This is a genomic window from Amycolatopsis cihanbeyliensis (genome assembly GCF_006715045.1).
Classification (GTDB): domain Bacteria; phylum Actinomycetota; class Actinomycetes; order Mycobacteriales; family Pseudonocardiaceae; genus Amycolatopsis; species Amycolatopsis cihanbeyliensis.
Window position 1 is genome coordinate 5,519,413 of sequence record NZ_VFML01000001.1, and the last position, 23,349, is coordinate 5,542,761.

The 23,349-nt window shown below is 70.0% G+C and carries 14 protein-coding genes; 11 read left to right on the top strand and 3 right to left on the bottom strand.

Features of this window, described 5'->3' with window-relative positions; genetic code table 11:
* Positions 1–60 precede the first annotated feature (60 nt).
* Positions 61–1,167, bottom strand: a complete 1,107-nt coding sequence (locus FB471_RS25265) for a serine hydrolase domain-containing protein (RefSeq protein WP_246076579.1) — start codon at positions 1,165–1,167, stop codon at positions 61–63.
* A gap of 595 nt (positions 1,168–1,762) precedes the next feature.
* Between FB471_RS25265 and FB471_RS25270 the strand changes: the two genes are divergently transcribed.
* The 10 genes from FB471_RS25270 to FB471_RS25315 all read left to right on the top strand — a co-directional run bounded on the left by FB471_RS25270 (position 1,763) and on the right by FB471_RS25315 (position 19,183).
* The gene (locus FB471_RS25270) at positions 1,763–2,098 is read left to right on the top strand and encodes a hypothetical protein (protein ID WP_142000830.1); all 336 of its coding nucleotides are present in this window, start codon (positions 1,763–1,765) and stop codon (positions 2,096–2,098) included.
* A gap of 12 nt (positions 2,099–2,110) precedes the next feature.
* Positions 2,111–3,337 carry a lipase family protein gene (locus FB471_RS25275; RefSeq protein ID WP_142000831.1) on the top strand — a complete coding sequence of 409 codons (1,227 nt, stop codon included), beginning with the start codon at positions 2,111–2,113 and terminating at the stop codon, positions 3,335–3,337.
* Between the two features lie 88 nt (positions 3,338–3,425).
* A complete protein-coding gene (locus tag FB471_RS25280; RefSeq protein ID WP_142000832.1) occupies positions 3,426–4,547 on the top strand; it encodes a ferredoxin reductase in 1,122 nt (373 codons plus the stop codon).
* A gap of 36 nt (positions 4,548–4,583) precedes the next feature.
* Positions 4,584–5,741: a fatty acid desaturase family protein gene (locus FB471_RS25285; RefSeq protein ID WP_142000833.1), complete on the top strand. Its 1,158-nt coding sequence runs from the start codon at positions 4,584–4,586 to the stop codon at positions 5,739–5,741.
* A 67-nt stretch (positions 5,742–5,808) separates the two neighbouring features.
* On the top strand, positions 5,809–7,263 hold the full coding sequence (locus FB471_RS25290) for an MFS transporter (protein WP_142000834.1): 1,455 nt from the start codon (positions 5,809–5,811) through the stop codon (positions 7,261–7,263).
* Complete coding sequence (locus tag FB471_RS25295; RefSeq protein ID WP_142000835.1) at positions 7,260–13,745, top strand: type I polyketide synthase; 6,486 nt, start codon at positions 7,260–7,262, stop codon at positions 13,743–13,745. Before FB471_RS25290 ends, FB471_RS25295 begins: the two co-directional genes overlap by 4 nt.
* Positions 13,742–14,773: an alpha/beta hydrolase gene (locus FB471_RS25300; protein WP_142000836.1), complete on the top strand. Its 1,032-nt coding sequence runs from the start codon at positions 13,742–13,744 to the stop codon at positions 14,771–14,773. The genes FB471_RS25295 and FB471_RS25300 overlap by 4 nt, the downstream gene beginning before the upstream one ends.
* Positions 14,774–14,859: 86 nt before the next feature.
* The gene (locus tag FB471_RS25305) at positions 14,860–16,650 is read left to right on the top strand and encodes a fatty acyl-AMP ligase (protein ID WP_142000837.1); all 1,791 of its coding nucleotides are present in this window, start codon (positions 14,860–14,862) and stop codon (positions 16,648–16,650) included.
* 14 nt (positions 16,651–16,664) lie between these two features.
* Positions 16,665–18,173: an ArnT family glycosyltransferase gene (locus FB471_RS25310; protein ID WP_170220928.1), complete on the top strand. Its 1,509-nt coding sequence runs from the start codon at positions 16,665–16,667 to the stop codon at positions 18,171–18,173.
* A 56-nt stretch (positions 18,174–18,229) separates the two neighbouring features.
* Entirely contained in the window at positions 18,230–19,183 is a 954-nt protein-coding gene (locus FB471_RS25315) for an esterase/lipase family protein (protein ID WP_142000839.1), read from the top strand.
* 59 nt (positions 19,184–19,242) lie between these two features.
* Here the strand turns inward: FB471_RS25315 and FB471_RS25320 are convergent, their stop codons facing one another.
* Entirely contained in the window at positions 19,243–19,521 is a 279-nt protein-coding gene (locus FB471_RS25320) for a hypothetical protein (protein ID WP_142000840.1), read from the bottom strand.
* A gap of 322 nt (positions 19,522–19,843) precedes the next feature.
* Between FB471_RS25320 and FB471_RS25325 the strand changes: the two genes are divergently transcribed.
* Positions 19,844–20,167 (top strand): nuclear transport factor 2 family protein, encoded by a 324-nt coding sequence (locus FB471_RS25325; protein ID WP_142000841.1) that lies wholly within the window; start codon positions 19,844–19,846, stop codon positions 20,165–20,167.
* A gap of 123 nt (positions 20,168–20,290) precedes the next feature.
* On the opposite strand, the gene FB471_RS25330 is transcribed toward FB471_RS25325, so the two are convergent.
* Complete coding sequence (locus tag FB471_RS25330) at positions 20,291–23,131, bottom strand: PQQ-dependent sugar dehydrogenase (RefSeq protein ID WP_142000842.1); 2,841 nt, start codon at positions 23,129–23,131, stop codon at positions 20,291–20,293.
* Positions 23,132–23,349: the final 218 nt, after the last annotated feature.

The following is a 23,349-nucleotide window of genomic DNA, read 5'->3' on the forward strand; positions in this document are numbered from 1 at the left end:
ACGCCCTTCGTCCCCGGCGCCGGGCCGTGCCTGCTCGACATGCGGTTGTGCCGCGGTGCTTCATGGCTGGACCAGGGCTTCGGTCACGATTCTCGCGGTTTTCGGTATGGGGGATGGACTGTCCAGGTTTGTGGGGGCGAGTCGGACGACGACGGTATCCGAGCCGGGGTCGACCTGGACGGTCTGGCCGCCGAGGCCCATGGCCCAGTACATGTCCTGCGGGGCCGACGGTACGAGTTGGGTGTGTGGGGCGCGGGTGCTTTCTTCGCGGGTCATCGGGGAGTCGACCCCGGCGACCGGCCTGCGGCGGTTGAGCCACCAGAGGTATCCGTATGCGGTGGTGATGTCCTGCGATGGCTTTCCTGTGGCGTCACTGACCCACGGCTCGGGCACGACCTGGGTGCCGTTCCAGTGCCCGTTGCGCAGGAAGAGATAGCCGAAACGGGCCATGTCCCGACAGGTCGACTGCAGGCCCATGAACACGTTGGTGTTACCAGCCTGGTCCTGGGTCATGTTCGAGCGCTTCATGCCCAGGGGATCGAGGAGCTTTTTCTCCGCGTAGTCGACGGGCCGGTCGCCGGTGGCTGTGTGAAGCACGGCGTCCAGGGCCTGGATGGCGGTGTTGTTGTATGCCCAGAACTCGCCGGGAGGGACGTCCTGGGGCTGGGAGGCGGCGAACGCGGTCCGGTCTCGCGCCATGAAGACCCGCACCGCGTCGTCGACCCAGTCTGTCCAGTGCCGGCCGGAGTCGTTGCTCAGCAGATTCTTGACGGTGACGTCGGCCGACGGCGTTCCCGCCCAGGCGGGAATGTACCGCGACGCCCTGTCCTCGATGTCGAGCTTGCGCTCGGACTGGGCGATGCCGACCAGGGTGCTCGACACCGATTTGGTCGCGGACCACACTTCTTGGGCGGACTCGGGACCGGTGCCGTTCCAGTACCAATCGGCGACCAGCCGCCCGTTCCGGATCACCACCAGGCAGTTCGAGTCGTCCGCCTTCAAGTCCTCGGCGATCCGCGCCAGTTCGGCCGGGTCGAATCCGGCTGCCGCGGGGTCGACGCGTTCCCATTCCCCGCCAGGGTACGGGTCGGCACCCACCTGGCCGGCGGCGACAGCTGAACCACTCAACGCGACGGCCGCACTGGCCGCCAGCACCGCGGCGGCCACCGTGGAAACAACCCTACGACGAGCAGAAAAAGGCATAGCCGCCCTCCGAACCGGCGAAACCCTAGGCAGAAAGAATGAACGTATCCGGGAAGCTGTGTCAACACCACCGAGCGGAACCAGCCCACCATCGGAATCAGCTGTCACCTCTGTGAGTGCTTGGGTTCTGTGACCGGGCCCAGAACGCGCATACGCATGCCGATCCTCCGGCTCCGGTACCTACGGGAGAGTCCAGAGCGGCTGATCAGCCGATTCGGTACACCGGTAGAAGTGCGTAACGAACTGCGTACTGCCATTGTCGGCTGAATAATCTGGTTATGACAATTCTTGTCCGGCCTGTGCCTACTGTTCTTGTCTGGCGGACATAGTTCGCGAGCCTTGTGCATGAATCGGCAACGTCTTACTCTGCCGGCCGCTGGTAGCCGGTGAGCAAACCGTGCTCGCCAACCACGGGCAACCCCGCGGCGAGTCATCCACTCCGCGGGCCGGGTACCCGAGCGCTCGCCCGGTTCACCTTGCCCGGACCGAACGTCACGTTGGAGCGGTGTGGCTCCGCCCGGGACGGCCGGCTACCCGGCGAGCCGGTCAGGTGGTGGCGATGACCAGCGGCGAGGGCACGCTACGTACCCCGCTACGCAGTTCTACCGATGTCCGCCACCTGGCCTGGCTGGCACCATGCTGCGGCTCTGTGTCCCGGCGGCAACCATCCCAGGCGGGCGAGGTCGTCACCGCGCGTCCGGCGTTCGACGAGACTTTGTCACCTCGGCTGCGAACCGGCGTTGCGGAGGTGTATTCGAGTGACAAGATTCGCGGCCTCGGTCCGGCGGGCGGCCTGGTTGTTTCGTTTGGTATTGACAGTCTTCGCCCGCTCGGAGCAATCTTTTTTAGTGGCACCACGGCAGCAACCGTGCCAAATAACTTACGTCTCTCATGATGGAGAATGGTCATGTCAATTTCGGTTCGACGTGGGCTTACCGCCGTACTGACGTCGGTGACCGTCACGGTGGCGCTGGTTGCCGGGGCGCCCGCGGCAGGCGCCGAGGCGTTCTACACTCCACCGTCGCCGCTGCCGGCCGGGCAGGACGGTGATGTGATCAAGTCGCAGCCGTCGTTCATCCTCGGTTCGAAGGCGACCCGGATCATGTATCTGAGTCGGGACTCGAAGGGTGAGGCGATTCCGGTGACCGGCACGGTGATGGTGCCGGACAGGGCGTGGACCGGGGGTGGCCCGAGGCCGATCGTGGCCTACGCGCCGTTCACCGCGGGTCTTGGTGACAAGTGTGCGCCGTCCAAGACCATGGCGGGCGAGGGGGAGGGCGACGCCTCCTCGCTGTTCCAGAGTGGGTTTGTCAACGCCTTGCTGGAGAAGGGGATCGCGGTAGCGCAGACCGATTACGAGGGTCTGGGGACTCCTGGGGACCACACCTATGTGATGCGGGGGGCTCAGGCGCACGCGGTGCTTGATGTGATCCGCGCGGCGCAGCGGTTGCCGGACACCGGTCTGCCCGCGGATGGGCCGGTAGGGATCACGGGGTACTCGCAGGGTGGTGGTGGCTCGGCCGCGGCGGTCGAGTTGGCCCCGAGCTACGCACCCGAGCTCGATATCCGGGGCGCCTATGTCGGTGCGGCACCGGCGGACCTGGCCGTGTTGGCCAAGTCGTTGGACGGTTCGTATGCCGTGGCGTTCCTGGGCTTCGCGCTGGTGGGGTTGAACACCGCGTACCCGGAGACGGAGATTCTGACCAAGCTTGCCAACGAGAAGGGCAAGGAGCTGTACAACACCGCAAGGGACATCTGCACGATGGAGGCGCTGCTCAGGTACCCGTTCTCGCGGACGCGCGACTTCACCAGGGACGGGCGGCCGGTGTCGGCGTATCTCGACGAGGAGCCGTTCAGGTCCATCATGGCGGAGGTGAAGATCGGTAACCGGAAGCCGGAAGCCCCGGTGCTGGTCGAGCACGCCTCGAACGACGACATCGTGCCCTACGGCCAGGGTAGGCAGATGGCCGAGGACTGGTGTGGCAAGGGCGCCACCGTGCAGTTCGAAGACCTGCCGGCCACTCCCGCTTTCGCGCACGTCGGAGCGCTTCCGGCGGCCATGGACAACTCCGCGATCTGGCTGGCCGACCGGCTGTCCGGCAAGCCCGCGACCGACAACTGCGGGCAGTTCTGACACACGGACCGTGCGGTGGTGCCGGGCACCAGCATTCCCTGCCCGGCCCGGCGCCACCGCCTCGCTCACGAGATGCTGGGAGCACGACGTGGTGCTGAATTCGAGTTTCGCCCGAGTGGGCTGGCGCCGGGCGCACAGGTTGTTGACTTCCCGGGCGGTCACAGCCCTGACCGTGCCGCACGGCGTGGACCGCTACCTCGGCCTTATAAATCCACTGTGGTCTGTCAATGAGGTACGCGCGGCCGTCGTCGCGGTCGCGCACCACACCCCGGCCACGGTCACGCTGACGTTACGGCCCAACGGAAACTGGAACGGCGCGCGGGCCGGGCAGTACGTGCGCTTCGCCGTCGAGATCGACGGGGTACGCCGCACCCGGTGCTTCTCGCTGGCCGGCTCCGAACACCGCACGGACGGCCTGATCGAGATCACCGCGAAAGTGAACCCGACCGGCACGGTGTCGGCATACCTCAAGCGGAACGCGCGGCCCGGCCAGATCGTGGCGCTCTCCCAGGCCGAGGGCGAGTTCGTGTTGCCTGCCGCGCTGCCCGAGCACATTCTGCTGATCAGCGGTGGCAGCGGCATCACGCCGGTGATGTCCATCCTGCGCACCCTCACCGACAGGCGGTACACCGGCCGGATCACCTTCCTGCACTACGCCACAGGCCCCGAGGACGTGGTGTACCGCGACGAGCTCGCGGCCCTCGCCGCGGCCAACCCGCTGCTCACCCTGGCCCCGGCCTATCCCCGGCTGCCCGGCACCGGGCGGCTGCGCGGGCGGTTCGATCGGGAACACCTGCTGGAGATCGCGCCCGACTACGCCGAGGCGCTGTGCTACGCCTGCGGACCCGCTTCCCTGCTGGACGCGGTAGGCGCGCTGTGGTGGGCCGAGGAGATCGGCGACCGGCTGCGTATCGAGCGGTTCGCCACGCCCGCCCCGCCGACCGGCGCCGGGGACGCGACCGGCGAGGTGCGGTTCGGGCGCAGCGGCGTCAGCACGCCGGGCGACGGGCGCACGCTGCTGGAGCAGGCCGAGGCGGCCGGCTTACGCCCGGAGTACGGCTGCCGGATGGGCATCTGCCACACCTGTACCAGCGTCAAGTCCAGCGGCTCGGTCCGCAATGTACTCAACGGGACGATCACGGCGGAACCCGGCGAGCGGATCCAGTTGTGCATCAACGCACCCTGCGGTGACGTCGAGCTGGACATCTGAGTCGTCGAAGAAGACGTAACCGACAAGGAAAGCGACATGGCTACCCGAGCCCGTATCCCGCAACTCACCTCCGAGCAACTCGACGAGTTCGGCCGGGAGCTCGACGCGATCCGAAGGGAACTGGTCGAGGACCTCGGCGAGAAGGACGCGGCCTATATCCGCCGTATCGTCGTGCTGCAGCAGCGGTTCGAGCTCCTCGGCCGCGCACTGCTCTGTGCTGGCCGGTTTCCACCCGCCTGGCTCGCCGGAACCGCGGCGCTGTCGATTTCCAAGATCCTGGACAACATGGAGATCGGCCACAACGTCATGCACGGCCAGTACGACTGGATGGGCGATCCCGACCTGAACTCGAAGATGTTCGAGTGGGATACCGTCTGCCCTTCCGAGCAGTGGCGGCACACGCACAACTATGTGCACCACACCTACACCAACATCCTGGGCAAGGACCGCGACATCGGGTACGGCCTGTTACGCATGATCGACGCGCAGCGGTGGCGGCCGTACTACCTCGGCAACCCGGTGTACGCGTTCGTGTTGATGGTCGCGTTCGAATGGGGTGTGATGCTGCACGACCTGGAAATCGATCGGATCATGTCCGGGCGGCGGAAATGGTCGGATACCAGGGGACTGCGGCGCCGGATGTGGGAGAAGAGCGGCAAGCAGGCCATCAAGGACTACGTGCTGTTCCCGCTCCTGAGCGGTCCCGGTGCGCTGGCCACCCTCGCCGGGAACGGCGCCGCGAACCTGGTCCGCAACCTGTGGGCGTTCAGCATCATCTTCTGCGGGCACTTCCCGGACGGGGTGGCGGATTTCACCGAGGAGGAATGTGCGAACGAGACGCGCGGCCAGTGGTACTACCGGCAGATGCTCGGCTCCGCCAACATCGAAGGCGGAAAGCTGTTCCACCTCCTGGCCGGGAATCTCAGCTTCCAGATCGAGCACCACCTGTTCCCGGACATCCCCGCGCGGCGATACCAGGAGATCGCGCCACGGATCCGGGAGGTCTGCGACCGTTACGGCCTCACCTACAACACCGGCCCGCTCGGCAGGCAGGTGGGCAAGGTGTGGAAGAAGATCTTCCGGCTCGCCCTGCCACCGTCCGGTGACCGGGCTTCGGCAGGCGGGAATCACCGGCGCCAGCCCCGGACCGGGCCACGGGTGCTACCCGGTGCCCGGCGCGTGGCGGCGGCATGAGTAACTCTGCGCGAAGCCGCGGCACCCAAGGCGACCACGGAGCGCGCATAGCCGCGGAGGATCTAGCATGAGTACCGCACCGGCACTGGCCGGGCCGGACGCGGCGGATGCGGCAGGTAAGGGTCCCCGCGCGCCGGCGCTCATGGCGGTGGTCGCGCTCGTGGGATTCGTGACCACATTGGACAACACGATCGTCGCGGCCGCCGCACCTTCGATCGGCAGGGAGCTCGGGCTGAGCCTTGCCACGCTACAGTGGATCAGCATCGCCTACATGCTGCCCTACGCCGGGCTGCTGCTGGCCGCCGGCGCGCTGATCGACCGGCTCGGCCGCCAACGCGTCCTGCTCGCCGGGTGCGCGGTGTTCGCGGCCGGGGCGCTGCTCGGGGGCTTCGCGCGATCGCCCGAGTTGCTGCTCGTGGCCAGGGTGACACAGGGCGTCGCGGCCGCGTTCATCGTGCCAGGAACGCTCAGCCTGATCCGTACCGAACTGCCGGCACCCCGGCGCGCCGCCGCCATCGCGGTGTGGACCGCCACGCTCGCCTGCGCGCTCGCACTCGGACCGTGGCTCGGTGGAGCGCTCGCCGAGCACCTGCACTGGAGCTGGATCTTCCTGAGCAACCTGCCGTTCGTCGGGGCGACGTGGCTACTGCTGGCGCGCACCAGCCGAGCCGAGCCCGCCCGTTCCGGCGCGCCGGTGCGGCTGGGCGCGACGACGCTGGTGACGGTGAGCCTGGTGCTGCTCACCGCGTCCGTGGTGACCTCGGGCGGCGTCGCCATCACGGGGCTCCTCGGCGGCGCCGGGCTGCTCGGGCTGCTCGCCTTCGTGGCGTGCGAGCGGCGCGCCGCCGTGCCACTCGTGCCGGTGCGGCTGCGGACGAACCGGGTGTTCCTCGGTGCGAACGCGCTGATCCTGCTGTGGGGGCTGGGGATCAGCGGGATCGTGTTCTTCACCCCGTTGCTCTATCAGGACTTCCTGGGGATGGGGCCGGAGGCGGCCGGGCTGCCGCTGGTGGTGGTGGCCGGTGCGGTGATCTGTACGACCCCGTTCGTGCCGGCGGTGACCAGGGCGCTCGGACCGCATCGCGCGGTGTGCCTCGGGTTGCTGGCGCTGGCCGCCGGGCTGGTGCAACTCGCCGTGGTGAACGACGAGACCACGATGGCGCCCCGGTTGGCCGGGTTGGTGCTCGCCGGTGCCGGGTCGGCGTTCACCGCGCCGATCACCGGGCACGCGCTGGAGCGGATCGGCGAGGACGACACCGGAACCGCCTCCGGCCTTCTCACCGCGTCGAGGGAGCTGTCCAGCGCGTTCGGGGTCGCGCTGATCGGGATCGTGCTCACCTCCGTGCGGGCCGGTGAGATCGCCGCCGGTGCGGCCGAGGGCCCGGCGCTGGGCACCGGGTACGCCGCGGGACTGGTGGTCGCGGCGGTGCTGCAGCTCGCCGGTGCGGCGCTCGCACTCGTCGTGCTGCGCCCCCGACCCGCCGCGAAGTCATTGCCGTCCAAGGAATGTGAGGAAACATGAACAGCGAGGCCGGGTGGCGGTCGTGGCTGATCGAGCGGCTCGCCGCCGTGTCGGTCGGCCAGGTCACCGAACGGGATGTGGACCGGCCGTTGCGGGACCTCGGTGTCTCGTCCCGGAACGCGATGGAGATCGCGGCACAGGCGGGCGCGTTGCTCGGCCGGGAACTTCCGGGCACGCTGGTATGGACCGCCCCGACGATCGCCGAGCTGGCCAAGGTCCTCGCCGCGGGCCCCGAAGCAGTCGATGCGGCGGGTGCCGGGCCTGCGCCGTCCTCCGTGGACGAGACTGTCGCGGTCGTCGGTGTCGCCTGCCGGTTCCCCGGCGCGTCCACGCCGGCTGAGTTCTGGGAGCTGCTGACCGCCGGTCGGTCGGGCATCGGCGAGGTTCCCCCTGGACGTTGGGAGCGGTTCGCCCCGGACGTCGCCGACCACGACCTGCCGACCCACGGCGGCTTCCTCACCGACGTCGCCGGGTTCGACGCCGAGTTCTTCGGGATCAGCCCCGGCGAGGCCGAGGTGATGGACCCGCAGCAGCGGCTGCTGCTCGAGGTGACGTGGGAAGCGTTGGCGAACGCCGGAATCCCGGCCGAGTCCCTGCGGGGTACCGACTGCGGGGTGTTCGTCGGCCTGTCCGCGACGGAGTACGCCCAGCTGACCATGACCGACCTCGACCGCGTCGACGCCTGGTCGGCCACGGGTGCGGCGGCCTCGGTGACGGCCAACCGGGTGTCCTACGCCCTCGGCGCGCACGGGCCGAGTATGACCGTCGACACCGCGTGCTCCTCCTCGCTGGTCGCGGTGCACCAGGCCGTGCGGGCGCTGGCCGAAGGGGACGCCTCCACCGCCGTGGTGGGCGGGGTCAACCTGCTGCTGTCCCCGGCGATCACGGCGAACTTCCAGCGGGCGGGACTGCTCGCCGCCGACGGTCGGTGCAAACCGTTCGATGCCACGGCCGACGGCATCGTGCGCGGTGAGGGTTGCGGCGTCGTGGTACTCAGGCGGCTCGAGGACGCCCGCCGCGACGGCGACAGGGTCCTCGCGTTGATCAAGGGCAGCACGGTCAACTCGGACGGCAGGTCCAACGGCCTGATGGCGCCGAATCCCGCCGCGCAGCAACGACTCCTGTCGCGTGCTTACGAGCGTGCCGGGGTGCGCGCGCGCTCGGTCGACTATGTCGAGGCGCACGGTACGGGGACGCCGCTCGGCGACCCGATCGAAACCGGTGCGTTGACCTCGGTGCTCGGTGTAGGGCGTCCCGAGGGGCGGTCGTTGCTGATCGGCTCGGTGAAGGCCAACCTCGGCCACCTCGAGGGCGCGGCCGGCGTCGCGGGGCTGATCAAGGTGGTGCTGAGCCTGTGGCACTCACGGATCCCGCCGAGCCCGAACTTCACCGAACCCAGCCCGCATATCGACTTCGCGCGCGGCCGGCTGAACGTGGTCACCGAGAACACCGAGTGGCCGCGCTATCCCGGGATCGCGCGGGCGGGGGTGTCCTCGTTCGGCTTCGGTGGTACCAACGCGCACGTCGTGCTGGAGGAGTGTCCGCCCGCAGGTGGTGCCCGCCCCTCGGGCACTGATTCGCCCGCGCGGCGGGCGGAGGTCGTCACCTTGTCCGGCCGGTCCCCTGCGCGGCTGCGCGCCCGCGCGCGGGCACTGGCCGACTGGCTCGAAGGGCCGGCAGAAGGACGCCCCGACATCGCCGTGCTCGCCGCGGCGCTGGCGCATGCCGCGGACGACGCACCGGCGCGGGCCGCGGTGCCCGCGCGTGATCTCGGCCTGCTGCGCGAACGGCTGCGGCTGCTCGCCGAAGGGCAGCCGCACTGGTCGGCGCACACCGCGACACCGGCCGCCGGCCACGACCCGGTGTTCGTGTTCTCCGGGTACGGCTCGCAGTGGCCGGGCATGGCGCGGCGGTTGCTGGCCGAGGAACCGGCGTTCGCCGAGGCCGTCACCGAGCTGGACGGCGTGTTCCGCGAGGTCGCGGGCGTCGAGCTGTCCGTGCTGCTGGCCGCCGAGCAGGACGCGGAGGCCGGGCCGCTTTCCGGCTGGCAACTCGCCCTGTTCGGCATGCAGGTCGCGTTGGCAAGGTTGTGGCGCGCCTACGGGGTGCGGCCGGCCGCTGTCCTCGGCCACTCGATGGGCGAGGTGGCCGCGGCCGTCGTGGTCGGCGCGCTGGAACCGGCCGAAGGGCTGCGCGTGATGGTGCACCGGACGGCGGTGCTCGACGAGCTCCAGGCGGAGGGCGCGGGCGCGATGGCCGTCGTGGAACTCGCCCCCGACGAGCTGGACGAGCTCGCGGAGAGCTTCGCCGAGGTCACCGTCGCGGTGTACGCCTCGCCGACGCAGTGCACGGTCAGCGGGCCCACCGAGCAGGTGGCCGCGCTGGTCGAGCATGTGGCGGCAGGCGGGGGGCTGGCCAGGATCGTGCCGACCGGCGTCGCGGGACACTCCGCCGCGGTCGACCCGCTGCTCGACCGGTTCACCGCCGCGTTGGCCGGCCTCCGCGCGACGCCGGAGGCGATCCCGCCCGGTATCGCGTGGTACTCCGGCGTGCTGGAGGAGCCCCGGTTGTGGCCGGCCTTCGACGCCGGTTACTGGGCGGCGAACCTGCGCAAGCCGGTGCGGTTCACCCAGGCGCTCGCCGCCGCGATGGCGGACGGGCACCGGCTGTTCGTCGAGATCTCACCACATCCGGTGACCGCCGTCGCGGTCGAGCAGACCGCGGGCGATCTCGGCAGTGATCTCGCCGACCTGACGATGATCCCGACGCTGCGCCGCGATCCGGACGACGGGGGTGACGGGTTCGCCGCCGCGCTGGCCGCGATGTGCGCGCAGGGCCGGATCGAGGTGCTCCGTGGGCGCTACCCGGAGCGGGAGGTGATCGACCTGCCGCCACCGGTGTGGGAGCACCGGGAGTACTGGGCCGAGGCGGGTTCGGCGCGCTCCCCCGGCCGGACCGGGCACCCGTTCCTCGGCGAGCGGGTCGAGGTGCCGGGGACCGACCAGCAGGTGTGGCCGGCCGAGGTGGGGCTGGCCGCGCACCCGTGGCTGGCCGAGCACACCGCGCACGGCGTGCCGGTCCTTCCGGCCGCCGCGCTCGCCGAGCTGATGCTGGCGGCGGCCGCGGACGCGCTGCCCGCCGAGCCCGCCACGGACGACGTCGAGCTGCGCGAGGTGGTGCTGCACCGGATCCTGCCGCTGGCCGAGCGTACCCAGGTATCGGTGTCGGCGGTGCCGGCGCGCGGCGGCGACATCGAACTGTCGGTGTCCGCCCGCTCCGGCGGGGAGTGGGAACGCTACGCCTCCGCGACCGCGACGGCCGGCGGGACGCCCACCGCCGCGGTCGCGGGGGAGGTGCTGGTCGAGGTGGAGCATCCCGCCGGCCCCGCACGTTCCGGCTTCACGCTGCATCCGGCCCTCGGTGCGGCCTGCGTGCGCGCGCTGGTGTCCCTCGCCGGTGACCCGGGCGACCCGGTGTGGCTCGCCACCCGGATCGGCCGCGTGCGCGTCACCGGCGATCCCCGCCGTGCCGCCACCGTGTCCGGCTCGCTGGACTCCTCGACCGGCTCGGTTCGCCTGCTCGACCCGGACGGCGCGGTGCTGGCCGAGCTCGCCGGGGTCACCCTGGCCGCCACCGCCAGGGCGGACATCCCGTTCGTGCCGGAAAGGCTTGCCTACCAAGCGGAATGGGTGCCGAGTGAGCTACCCGCCGACGCCGCGTCATCCACAGCGTCCATATCGGACTGGGTCGTGTTGCACGCGGACAGCGTGGACCCGGCCGCCCTCGTCGGCCTGCTGACCGAGCGTGGCCACCGCGCGGTCGCGGTACCGATGAGCAGGCGCGGCGAGCCCGGTGCGATCACCGGCCCGGCCGCGGCCGGCGGTGTGGTCGTGCTGGTGGACAACCCGGACTCGCCGGCCGAGCTGGACGCCGCGCGGGCCCTGACGCTCGCCGTCGCCGGTGTGGTCCGCGAGCTGGCCGGGTCGGCCGGCACGCCACCACGGCTGTGGCTGGTCACCCGGGGAGCCAGGGCGGTGCGACCGGACGAGGCCGGACACCCGGGCCCCACCGCACTGCGCGGCCTGGTCCGGGTGCTCGCCTACGAGCATCCCGAGCTGCGAGCCACCCTGATCGACCTCGACGGGAGCGACCGAGCGGCCGAGCGTACCGCGGTACGCGAGCTGCTGGCCGACCGGCCGGAGGACGAGGTGGCCTGGCGCGACGGCAGGCGTTTCGCCTACACCGTGGCGCGCGACGGCCTCGCGGTCGAGCAACGGCCCGCGCCGGTCGTCCGGGACGGCGCGTACCTGATCACCGGCGGACTCGGCGGCCTCGGCATCGCGGCGGCCAGGTGGCTGGCCGGGGCGGGTGCCACCCGGATCGTGCTGTCCGCGCGCCGCGGGCCGTCGGCCGCGGCGCGTGCCGCGATCGAGGAGATCACCGCATCCGGCGCCGGAGTCGAGGTGGTGACCGGGGACATCGCCGATCCCGGCGTCGCCGAGCGGATGGTGCGCGCGGCGAGCGGCGACGGCAGCCCGCTGCGGGGTGTGCTGCACGTGGCCGGGGTGCTCGCCGACGGCGCCGTGCTCGCCATGGACGCCGACGACCTGGCCGCGGCGTGGCGGGCCAAGACCGAGGGCGCGTTACGGCTGCACGAGGCCTGCGCCGGGATCGAGCTGGACTGGTGGCTGGCCTACTCGTCGGCCGCCGCCCTGTTCGGCTCGCCCGGCCAGGCCGCCTACGCCACGGCGAACGCATGGCTGGACGCGTTCACCGCATGGCGGCGAGCCAGGGGGCTGCCCGCGGCCACGATCCAGTGGGGTGCGTGGGCCGAGATCGGTGGCGCGGCGGGCAAGAACAACCCGATCCTCGAACCGATGCCGCCGCGCGAGGGCATCGCCGCGCTGTCCGCCGTGCTCGCCTCCGGGCGCGGGCAGACCGCGATCACCCGGTTGGACACCGGCACCGTGCTGGAGCTGTTTCCCCGGCTGGCCCAGCGGCCGTTCTTCGGCGCGCTGGTCGCTCCCGGGCAGGCGGGCGGTACGGAGCCGGGGGCGGGGATCGACGCGGTACGCGCCCTCGCGGCCGAGGACCCGGATCGGGCCCGCGTCGCCGTGCGTGACCACATCGTCTCGTTGCTCGCCGAGATGATGTGGCTGGACACCGAAGGACTGGACCCGCACGCCCCGCTCACCTCGCTCGGGCTCGACTCGCTGCTGGCCATGCGCGCCCGCGGCGCCGTCGAGCGGGACTTCGGCGCCACCCTTCCGCTCCCGCTGCTGCTGCGCGGGGCGAGCCTCACCGACGTGGCCGACCATCTGGTCGACGAGCTGCGCACCGCGGGAACGGCGGTGCCGGCGCCGGATCGGGCCGCCCGGCCCCGGCGCGGCGGACCGGGCAGCAGGGACTTCGCGGAGCGGTGGGTGGCCCGCGTCCTGCGCCAGGTCCTCGAAGGCAACGGTGCCGGGGAGGCCGTCGACGTGCACCTGCCGCTTGCCGAGGTCGGGTTGGACGGCGCGGCGGCGGAACGGCTCCGCGAGGCCGTTTCGGCCGCTCTCGGCCGAGCGGTCACTGCCGGAGAGTTGTTCGCCGTGCCGACGATCGCGGGGGTGGCCGATGCCCTGCGTGCCGAGCTCGAGAGTACCGGCGACGGCCCCGTGCGCGTGCTGGGCGGCGGTGGGGACGGCGACGGCACGCCGCTGTACCTGTTCCATGCCGCGGGAAGCCCCACGGCGGTGTACCGGCCACTGGTCGAGCTGCTGGACACGGACATGACCTGCTATGGCATGGAACGCCTCGACGAGCTGGACACCGTGGAGGCCAAGGCGGTGCGGTACGTCGAGTTGATCAGGGCGCGGCAACCGGAAGGTCCGTACCGGCTCGGCGGTTGGTCGTTCGGTGGGATGCTCGCCTTCGAGGTGGCAAGGCAGCTCACCGCGGCGGGTGCGGAGATCGAGTTGCTGTTCCTGATCGACACGATCATCCCGTTGCCCGATATGGAGTCCTCGCCCGAGGAAGCGCTGCGCGCCCGGCTGCGCCGGTTTGTCGGGTACGTCGAGCAGACCTACCAGGTGGACCTCGGGTTGCCGGAACATGAACTGGTCGCCCTGCCCGAGCGGGAGCGCAACGAGCTGGTCATGCGCAGGCTGTCCGAACGGGTGGCCGGTATGGGCGCCGCCGTGCTCGAGCACCAGCGGGCCTCCTATGTGGACGCCCGGATATCCGAGCAGTACACGCCGGGCGAGTATGCCGGGCCGGTGCTGCTCTTCCGTGCGAAGGACCCGCACCCGCTGACCACCACGCTGGACCCGCGTTACCTGCGGACCGACGACGCGCTGGGCTGGGACGACTTCTGCGCGAATCTGGAGGTCGTCAAGGTGCCCGGCGACCACATCACGGTCATCGACGCACCACACGTCGCGATCGTCGCCGATCGGATCTCCGCTGAGCTTTCCCTTGTCCAGGAAGTGAGGAAGATATGAGAAGGATACGACAACGCCGTCGCTTCTCGATGGTCGCGCTCGCCGCGGGAATGCTGGTCGCGGCCGTAGTCCCGGTCGCGGGGCAGGACGCGGTCGCCGCGCCGGCGGCGGCCGTGGCCGACGACGGGGCGAAGGTCATCGACGAGACTCGGATCGACGAGCGCACCATCGACCTGACGATCGAGACGCCTTCGCTGCCAGGGGACATATTCCAGCCAGGGACGGCCATGGTGCGGCTGCTCGTGCCGGCAGGCTGGTCGAAGGACTCCGACCGGACCTGGCCGGTGCTGTACCTGCTGCACGGCTGCTGCGAGCCCATGGAGTACAAGTCCTGGACCGAGTTCACCGACGTCAAGGACTTCACCGCGGACAAGCAGGCGATCATCGTCATGCCGAGCGCCGGCAAGATCGGTATGTACAGCAAGTGGTGGAACTACGGGTTCTCCGACAAGCCGGACTGGCCGACCTTCCACATGACCGAGGTACGGCAGATCCTGGAGCGCGGCTACAACGCGGGCACGAAACGCTCGATCGCCGGGTTGTCCATGGGCGCCTACGGCGCCATGGAATACGCCAGCCGCTTCCCCGGCACGTTCGGCGCCGCGGCGGCGTACAGCGGTGCGATCAACGTTCTGATGCCGCCCATCCCCGAGGTGACGCAGCTGAACATCATGGCGCAGGGCATTTTCCCCTGGGGAATCCTGTGGGGCGACCCGTGGTCCCAGCGGGCACGGTGGATGGACCACAACCCCTTCGACAAGGTGGAAAAGCTCCGCGGCACGAGGCTGTACGTGTCGTCCGGTGACGGCAATCCCGGACCACTCGAGGACCCGAATGCCCCGGACCCCGCCGGAGAACTGCTCGAAGGGATAGCGCTCGGCAATTCCAAGACATTCACCGAAAAGCTGCAACGGAACGGTATTCCGGTCACGACGGACTACTACGGTCCCGGCACGCACACCTGGCCGTACTGGGAACGCGCCCTGAAACGGTCCTGGCCCATCCTCGCCTCCGGCATGGGCATCTGACGGCCTGTTCCGAAACTGGAGGTAGCTGCCTGTGTCGCGCGCTCAGGAACAGGCACTGACGAACGGATTGAAGGAAAGCCATGACTATGACCTCGAACAGCCCGAACTCGGCCGGCATCGATCCGGTGCGTGCGGGCGCCGAAAGTCTCCCCGCGGCGCTGGCGCACTGGGCCGAGACCCGGGGCGACGCGCGGGCGCTCACCTTCGTGGACTACGCCGGCGACCCTGCCGGGGTGGCCACCTCGCTGACCTGGCGGGAACTCGACGCCAAGGTGACCGCGCTGGCGGCCTGGTGCCAGCGGCGCGCCCACCGGGGCGACCTGGCCGCCATACTGGTCGAGCAGTCGGCGGAGTACGTGATCGCGTTCCTCGGTGCGCTGCGAGCGGGGCTGGTCGCGGTCCCGGTATTCGAGCCGTCCCCGCTGCCGGGGCACCTGTCGCGGCTGGCGGCCGTACTCGCCGACTGCGACCCGGCCCTGGTGCTCACCACCCGGCGGCAGGCCGACGCGGTGGACGAGTTCCTGGTCGAGCACGACCTCGCCGGGTCGCGGCTGGTCGCGGTCGACATGCTGCCGGAGACGATCGGCGCGGAGTTCGACCCGGTGCCACCGCGGCCGGACGAGCTGGCGTACCTGCAGTACACCTCGGGATCCACGAGGAACCCGGCCGGCGTGATGATCACCCACGGGAACGTGGCCGCCGCGGCCACCCAGACCGTGCGGGCCTATGAGGGCACGCCCGGCGGCACGGTGGTGAGCTGGCTGCCGTTGTTCCACGACATGGGGCTGGTCGTCGGCCTGGCGGCGCCGCTGATGGGCGGGCTGTCGTCCACCCTGATGGACCCGATCGCCTTCCTGACCCGCCCGGTGCGGTGGCTGGAGCTGATGGCGGGCTCGGGAGCGGCGATCACCGTCGCACCCAACTTCGCCTACGGCTACACGGCCGCGCGTACCACCGATGAGGACATGGCTGGGCTGAGCTTGGACGCCGTGGCGCTCTTCGGCGACGGTAGCGAGCCGATCGTGCCGTCGATCGTGGACTCCTTCTACGCGAAGTTCGCCGAATGCGGGGCGAAACCCAGCATGTTCCGCCAGGGCTACGGTCTGGCCGAGGCGGTGCTGCTGGTGTCCTCCTCGCCGGCGGGGGAGCCACCGAAGCTGCGGACCTTCGACCGGGTGGGCCTCGCCGCGGGCCGGGCGATCGAGGTGGCGCCCGACGCGGTGTCGAGTTCCACGCTGGTGTCCGCCGGCCAGCCGCTGGACCAGCAGGTGCGCGTGGTCGACCCGCAGACCCACGTGGTGCTGCCGGACGGGCACGTCGGCGAGATCTGGACCAGCGGGCCGAACGTCTGCCTGGGGTACTGGGGCAAGGGTGACGCCGAGTCGGCCGCCGTGTTCCGAGCCGAGCCGCGCGACGAGGACGACCGCCCGCTCGAACCGTATCCCGGAACTCGTGGCTGGCTGCGCACCGGTGATCTCGGCGTCTGCCTTGACGGCGACCTGTTCGTCACCGGGCGGTTGAAGGACCTGATCATCGTGGACGGCCGCAACCACTACCCGCAGGACGTCGAGTACACCGTGCAGAACGCGCACCCCGCGATCCGGCGGCACGCGGCCGCCGCGTTCTCGGTAGCGGGCGACCAGGGTGAGCACGCCGTGGTGGTCGCCGAGCGGGCGCGCCAGGTGACCGCGGAGGAGTTGGACCCCGCGGAGGTGGCCGCCGCGGTCTCCTCCGCGGTGTCGAGCGAGCACGGGCTGGCCGTGCGGGATGTGGTACTGATCGGACCCGGCGAGCTGCCGCGTACGTCGAGCGGCAAGGTCCGGCGGGCGGCGTGCCGGACGCGTTACACCGAGGGCACCTTCGGCCTGGACGGCTGACCACGATGTCCGTTGTGGACGTCCCGGTCGAGGGTGACCGGCGCACGGGCGTCCCCGCGTTCGCCGGGCTGCCGGTGCTCGCGATCGCGGGAGCGGTCGGAGCGGTACTGCTGGCGGTCAGCGGCCGGTTCGGCTATTTCGGCGATGAGCTGTACTTCCTCGCGTCCGGCCGTTACCACTGGTCGTGGGGTTACGCCGACAATCCGTGGCTGCTGCCGGGGCTGGCAAGGCTGCTCGACGCGGCGTTCCCCGGCTCGGTGGTCGGGCTTCGGCTGTTGCCGATGATGCTCACCTGCGGTGGGGTGGTGCTGGCTGCGCTGATCGCCAGGGAGTTCGGCGGTGGGCGGAAGGCACAGGTGCTCACGGCGGGGGCGTACGCGCTGTCGTTCCACCTGCTCGGTTCCGGGCACGTGCTGGCGACCTCGACGGTGGATCCGTTCTGCTGGGTGCTGGTGAGCTGGCTGGTCGTGCGATGGGTGCGCACCGGGTCCGACCGGCTGCTGCTGATCGCCGGGCTGGTCACGGCGATCGCCATGCAGGGCAAGTGGCTCATCGCGTTCTTCTGGTTGGCGCTGGCCGTCGGCGCGTCGGTCGCCGGGCCGCGTCGGCTGCTCGGCAGGCCGGCGTTGTGGGCCGGCGGGGTGCTCACCGTCGTCGCCAGCGTTCCGACGCTGATCTGGCAGATCGACAACGGCTGGCCCTACCTGCTGATGCGGGAGGTGGTTGCCGAGCAGAACTGGCGGCTGTTCGGCGGTCCACCGGCGATGATCCCGCTGGTGGTGCTGGCGGCCGGACTGCTGCCGGGGGCGTTCCTGGTGTGCCACGGGCTGTATGTGCTGCTGAGGTCCGAGCACCTGCGGGAACACCGGCTCTTCGGCTGGGCGGCTGTGCTGCTCCTCGTGATCTTCCTGGTCACCGCGAGCCGGTACTACTACGTGGCGGGGATGTTCGCCGTGCTGTTCGCCGCCTCCGCGGTGATGATCGAGCGACGGTCTCCGGCCCGCTGGTGGCGGTGGGTGCCGACCTGGCCGGTATACGCGCTGTCGGTGCCGCTGATGGTCTATCTGGTGCTGCCGGTGCGCCCGGCGACCGCGTTCACCGGGATCGGCATCGTGGACTTCGTGTCCAGCGGCAGCTACGGCTGGCCCCGGCTGGCCGACACCGCGGCCACGGCGTATCGCGCGCTGCCACCGGACGACCGCGCGCGCACCGCGGTCATGGGCGACAGCTACTGGCAGGCCAGCGCGCTGGATGTGTACGGCCGCGAGCGCGGACTGCCCGGAGCGTACGGCCCGGAACGCGGATACTGGTACGCCGGTCGCCCGCCGGAGGGCACCACGCGGGTGCTCTACGTCGGTGGCGAGGCGGCCTGGTTGCGCCAGTTCTTCGGTGAGGTCAGCCAGGTGGCCACCGTGCGGCTGGACATCACGGCGACGGTGGCCAACCAGAACGTGCCGATCTGGCTTTGTGACGAGCCTTCCGACCCGTGGCCCGAGCTGTGGGAACGCATGCACCGCCCGTAGGACCCCTGACCGGAAGGAGTGTCCCGTGCCTGAGCGTGGGTGGTGAGTACGAGAGCATGCCGGCGACAAGATCCCTGATCGTGCTCGCTCTGGCGACCCTGCTCACCCTGGTGGTCGCTCCGGCCGCGCGAGCCGGGCGCGGCGAGCCGCGGTTGCCCGTCCCGTGGACCACGGTCGCGGGCTCGCACGCGAACAACGTGACGCCGGGCGCCCCGCCGCCCGGCGCGAACGACTGGTCCTGCGACCCGAGCGCGCGGCACCCGAATCCGGTGATACTGCTGCACGGCGGCGGGTCGAACCAGACCTCGGCCTGGCAGACCTTCGCCCCGTTGCTGGCGAACAACGGGTACTGCGTGTTCTCGCTGACCTACGGGGTGCCCTTCGCGCCGCTGCCGGGCGGTCTGCTGCCGATGGAGCAGAGCGCGAGGGAGCTGTCCGTCTTCGTGGACAAGGTGCGCAGTCGTACCGGATCCGCCAAAGTGGACATAGTCGGGCACTCCGCGGGAACCATCATGCCGAGCTACTATGTCCGCTTCCTCGGTGGCGGACCCAAGGTGGACAAGTACGTGAGCCTGAGCCCGCTATGGCACGGCACTACGCAGCTCGGGATCTCCACGTTGTACCAGCTCTCCGAAACGCTCGGGCTGAAACGCTGGTGGGACCGGATGGTCGGCATCGTTTGCGGCGCCTGCAACCAGTTCCTGCAAGGCTCGGAGTTCCTGAAGAAGCTGCACGCCAGGGGCATCTTCGATCCCGCGATCACCTATACCAACATCATGACCCGCTACGACTGGGCGGTGATCCCGTACACCAGCGGCGTCGGCCACGGCCCAGGCGTGCGCAACATCGTGCTGCAGGACGAATGCCCACTGGACTTCGCCGAGCACGGTGGGATCCTCGCCGACCGCAACGCGGCCGGACATGTGCTCAACGCGCTCGACCCGGAACACGCCGCACCGGTGGGCTGCGTACTGACCACACCCGTGGGCAGCCTGCTCCCGCCACGTTAGCGCAGCAGACCTCCGAGCAGGACGGGTTTCAGCAGGTCGACCCGGGCACCCGGAGCTGGTCAGTTCGGCGTCGCGCGGTTGCGGGCGAGGAGCCACACGGCGAACCCGGGCACACCCGGGACTGCGAAGATGAGTAAGAAGATCGGTAACTCCTCCGCGAAGGAGTAGCCTGCCTCGAACACGCCGATGGCGAGGTTGCCTGCGGCGAGGGCGAACCAGACCAGCAGGAAATCCTCCGCCGCGCGCTTCACGCCGAGCGGCCGAACGAGCAGTCCGGCCAGCAGGAACACCACGGCGAGGGCGAGGCCAACAATGATGATGACGAGTGTTCGGCTCATGCCACCTCCACGGTGATGTCTGCTTCGGCTGCGAGGTTGCCATATCGGTTCGAGTGCGTCGCCGTCGAGGATAAGTCGCGTGTGGACATTCTACCGCAGGGCAGGCCGCACTCGTCAGTGCACGCCCTCGATCGGGCGACTTACTGCTGTTGCGCCACCCGGGATCACCAGGAGTTGCCGGCGGTACGTGTAGACCCACAGGATGATTGTGTTTCCACTGGTCATGTCGGCTTCTAGGGTGTGGGGTGCGGCCGCGCCACAGGCCCGGTCGCCCGCTCGACCACAACGGCAAGACGCGACATTTCTGCGAAGGAGAGACGTGATGCCTGACATCGATGCGATATCGGATCCGCCGGTGCGTGCCGTAGTGGCCGCGATCAATGCCGCGGACCGAGACGGATTCTTCGCTTCGATCACCTCGGATGCCACCCTGTCCGACGACGGTGTCGAACGAGACCTCACCCAGTGGGTGGACCGAGAGGTCTTCATCTCACATGGCCGCATGGAGAACGTCGTGTCGCAGTCGGAAGACGGGCGTTCCTTTGTCGTGGACTATCGTAACGACACCTACGGCCTCATGCGCACTGCCTGGAAGTTCGAGGTGAGCGACGGAAAGGTGAGTCGTATCGAAACGGGGCAAGCCTGAACCCGCCGTCCCGTACCGGACGCTGGTCGTTTCTCGGCGACGCAAGCGCATTCGTGGACGGCTCGCCGACGTCACGGCCGAGTTGCCCCGGCCGTGACGTCGGCGAGCCACATGCCGCTTTCGTCAGTAGGGGCGGTCGATGACGTTGCCCGTGTCGCGATACCAGCGGATGTAACCGTGCTGGAAATCGTTCCGCCTACCGCCGGAGACGCTGTACTCCCCGCTTGCCGGGTAGCCGAGGTACGAGCGTTCCCAGCCGAGCGACTCCCAGCGCCGCCTGATCGAGCCGTACACCTCATGCGCGCCGGTGCCGGCCGTCCAGTAGATCGAGCCTTTCTTCGAGAAGTGGTTGTACCGGCCGATTCCGTCCGGTGTCGTGGTTTCGTCCGTCACGGGGTATCCCAAGGGGCTCCGTTCCCAGTCGAGGGCGGCCCACCGCTGCCGGATCGAGCCCCATATGCCGTGTGCGCCGTTGGCGTCCGTCCAGTAGATCGAGCTCTTCTTCGAGAAGTGGTTGTACCGGCCGATTCCGTCCGGTGTCGCGTTTTCGTCCGTCACGGGGTACCCCATCGGTCCGCGTTCCCATCCGAGCGCGGCCCACCGCTGCCGGATCTCGCCCCACACTCCGTGGGCGCCCGTGCTCGGCGTCCAGTAGACCGAGGCCGCGAGGGTGCTCGGGGTGCCCGCGAAGTGGTTGTACCGCCCGACGCCGTCCGGTGTTGCGGCCTCGTCGGTGGTCGGCGGTCCGAACCGGCCGTGCCCGCCGAGCGCGAGGTAGCGGTCCAGGATGTCGCCGCGTACCCGGTGCACCCCGGTTTCCGCCGACCAGTACAGCCTTCCCTGCTCGTACGGGCGGTAGTGCACGTCGCCGTCGACGATCTCCGGACCGGTCGGTGCGCCGAGCAGCGCCTGTAGGTCCGGTTCGGCTTCGTAGCGCTGCTCGATCGGCGTCGAGTAGTGCGCGGACAGCGTCAGGTCCTCGCCGCCCATGGTCAGCGTGCGCGACCGCGCAGGCTCGCCGTCGGTCCATCCGGTGAACGGCGAGACACCGTCATTCGCGGTCGCGGCCGCGATCACGTCGAGCGTCGCACCCTCGGTGATCATGGACGAACTGACCGGGTCCTCCCCTCCTTCCCCATCTTCGACGGGAATCTGGAGCACCGCGGGCACGTTGCTGACCAGCTTCAGCAGGTGTTCCCGCGGCCACGCCGTATACGCCCGGCTCACGGACACGCCGTCGCTGTCGGTCGCCGTGGCCGTCAGCACCATCCGCGAGTTCGGATGGTCGGTGAACGGCACCGTGAACTCGGGGCCGTCCGCACTCTCCCCAGGGTGGTCGTGGCAGGCCTCCTCCTCTGGACAGTGCAGGACGTTCCTCGACCAGTGCACCGGCAGCGAGCCGTCCTCGACGTCCGTCGCCGTGGCGCCGAGTTCCACCGGTTCCCCGACCGCGAACTCGACATCGCCGGGCGTGGTGAGGTCGATCACCGGCGAGTAGTTGCCCGGCACCACCGGGAGCTGCGTCGACTCGCTCGCCCCGAGCGGGTCGGTCACCGTCAGCGTCGCGGTGAACCGCTCGGGTTCGTCCGCGTAGGTGTGTGCGGCGCGCTCCCCGCCGCCGGTCGTGCCGTCACCGAAGTCCCACTCGTAGGTGAGCATCTCGCCGTCGGGGTCGTAGGAGCCCGAGCCGTCGAAGGTCGCGGTTCGGGTCGCCGGATCGGTGCTGACCTCCGCCTTCGCGATCGGTTGCCTGTTGCCTTCGACATAACTGAGCCTGCGCAGCATGCCGGTGGAGATGTCGGCGAGGACGATGTCCCCGTTGGTGGCCGCGGCGAACTTCACCGGACCGCCGATGTCGACGCCGAAGGGCGGGCTCTGCGGTGGCTCGGTGAGGTTTCCCTGCAGGTCGTATCGCAACGACCACAGCTTGTGCCTGACGTAGTCCCCGAAGAAGTACGCGCCCCGGTACTGCTCCGGATAGCTGATACCGGAGTAGAAGATGCCCCCGGTGATGCTGTTGGCGGTCCCGTGGGGCAACGCGACGAGCGGTGGCGTGTTGGCCACCCCGGCGCAGCCCGGCAGGTCGGCGTAGCCGCCCATGCGCACGTCGCCTTCCCAGCACGGCCACCCGTAGGCCCGACCTGGCTGCACGACGTTGATCTCCTCCCACCTGTTCCAGCCGACGTCGCCCACCACCGGCAGGCCGGTGCGTGGATCGAGGGACAGCCGGAAGGGGCTGCGGAAACCGCTGGCGAACACGCGGCTGCGGACGGAGCCCGGGTCCGCCTCCTCGTAGAACGGGTTGTCCGGCACGCCGAGCCCGTCGGCCGTCAGGTGCAGGATCTTGCCCTGAAGCGCGTCGGGGTCGAGTGACCTCAGCGCGTTCGGATCGACGCCGGTGTAGCCCGCGTTGTCGCCGAAGGAGACCCAGAGGGTTCCGTCCTGCGCGGCGACAACGCCCCAGATCCCGTGGACGTTCGTGTCCGCCGGTTCGTCGATCAGTACCCGCTCCAGGGCGATGCCGGTCGGATCCGGAGAACCGGTCACCCGGTAGCGCTCCAGCCGGAGCGCCGAGCCGGTATCGGTCGGCACCGACCTGGAGAGGTAGATCTGGCGCGAGGTGGCGTAGTCATGTGCCACGGCGAGCCCGACAAGTCCCAGGTCACCGCTGGTGACGACGGACAGTTCGTGGATCGTCCGTGGCTGCCCGGCGGGCGGGACCCAGGCGAGGGTGCCCTGCTTGCCGATGCTCAGCAGGCCACCACCGTCCGGTAGGTACGCGAAGTCGGTCAGCTCCCCCGCCTGCTGGCCGCTCGGCTGGTCGCGCAGCACGAAGCCCGGCGGCAGCGTCGGCACCGCGGCCGCCGGTGGCGCGCCGGCGACGGGCACGGCCAGCAGACCTCCGATCATCAGGACGGTGGCGAGGAAAGCGCGGACGAATGGGCGCGTTTTCACAAGAACCATGCCTGGCTATCGCTCAACCGGGTGAAGGAGTTTCACACGATCGGGTAGGGTAATGGGAATGTGACTTGATCGCGTATCGGTCGGGCTATATGTCTTATTCACACGTCGGGTTATTCAGGTCCGTAGCGTGCGTCACAAGTGCTTGACCTGAAACGACCTTCCCGCCCGTCGCCCACCACCACCCACACGGTGGCGCTGCGCGCCGCGGTGACCATGGG

Excerpts from the sequence above, each read along its gene's own strand:
- FB471_RS25330 (WP_142000842.1), bottom strand. The coding sequence starts at position 23,131 with ATGGTTCTTGTGAAAACGCGCCCATTCGTCCGCGCTTTCCTCGCCACC.
- FB471_RS25325 (WP_142000841.1), top strand. The coding sequence starts at position 19,844 with ATGCCTGACATCGATGCGATATCGGATCCGCCGGTGCGTGCCGTAGTG.
- FB471_RS25320 (WP_142000840.1), bottom strand. The coding sequence starts at position 19,521 with ATGAGCCGAACACTCGTCATCATCATTGTTGGCCTCGCCCTCGCCGTG.
- FB471_RS25295 (WP_142000835.1), top strand. The coding sequence starts at position 7,260 with ATGAACAGCGAGGCCGGGTGGCGGTCGTGGCTGATCGAGCGGCTCGCC.
- FB471_RS25305 (WP_142000837.1), top strand. The coding sequence starts at position 14,860 with ATGACCTCGAACAGCCCGAACTCGGCCGGCATCGATCCGGTGCGTGCG.
- FB471_RS25285 (WP_142000833.1), top strand. The coding sequence starts at position 4,584 with ATGGCTACCCGAGCCCGTATCCCGCAACTCACCTCCGAGCAACTCGAC.
- FB471_RS25290 (WP_142000834.1), top strand. The coding sequence starts at position 5,809 with ATGAGTACCGCACCGGCACTGGCCGGGCCGGACGCGGCGGATGCGGCA.
- FB471_RS25300 (WP_142000836.1), top strand. The coding sequence starts at position 13,742 with ATGAGAAGGATACGACAACGCCGTCGCTTCTCGATGGTCGCGCTCGCC.
- FB471_RS25315 (WP_142000839.1), top strand. The coding sequence starts at position 18,230 with ATGCCGGCGACAAGATCCCTGATCGTGCTCGCTCTGGCGACCCTGCTC.
- FB471_RS25275 (WP_142000831.1), top strand. The coding sequence starts at position 2,111 with ATGTCAATTTCGGTTCGACGTGGGCTTACCGCCGTACTGACGTCGGTG.
- FB471_RS25270 (WP_142000830.1), top strand. The coding sequence starts at position 1,763 with ATGACCAGCGGCGAGGGCACGCTACGTACCCCGCTACGCAGTTCTACC.